Raw genomic sequence first — 403 nt, 5'->3', positions numbered from 1 at the left:
GAAGCCGCCCCGGGAGCGTCCCAGGCATTCGGTGATCGGACCACCTCCGTCAGCCTGACGATGAGTTTCTGCAGCACCGGATCGACCTGGTTCGCCCCCCGGGCGTTCCCCTTTTTTGGAGACCCGCGGCCGCAGGCGTCCTCCTCGCACCGGCAGCATGCTGATGAGCACGAACCACCGTCGAGTCCACCGACACATCCCAGCCGATCCGGCCCGCATCGTCCTCAGCCGCCTGGGCACGGGACAACAGCATCGTCTGCGTTCCATCGGCCGACCAGCGGCGATGTCGTTTATAGACGGTCTCCCACGGACCGAACCGCTCCGGCAGGTCCCGCCACTGGACACCGGTCCGCACGCGGTAGAGCACCCCGTTGACGACCCGGCGGTGATCACTCCACCGGCC

Annotated in this window: 1 pseudogene; it reads right to left on the bottom strand. The window is 67.7% G+C overall.

Annotated features, from left to right (window positions below):
- Nucleotides 1–255 precede the first annotated feature (255 nt).
- Nucleotides 256–403: pseudogene (locus IF89_RS50120) on the bottom strand (transposase); the annotation flags it as partial.

Source organism: Streptomyces sp. NRRL F-2664 (assembly GCF_000719345.1).
Lineage (GTDB): Bacteria > Actinomycetota > Actinomycetes > Streptomycetales > Streptomycetaceae > Streptomyces.
This window is presented reverse-complemented; position numbering and strand designations above follow the sequence as displayed.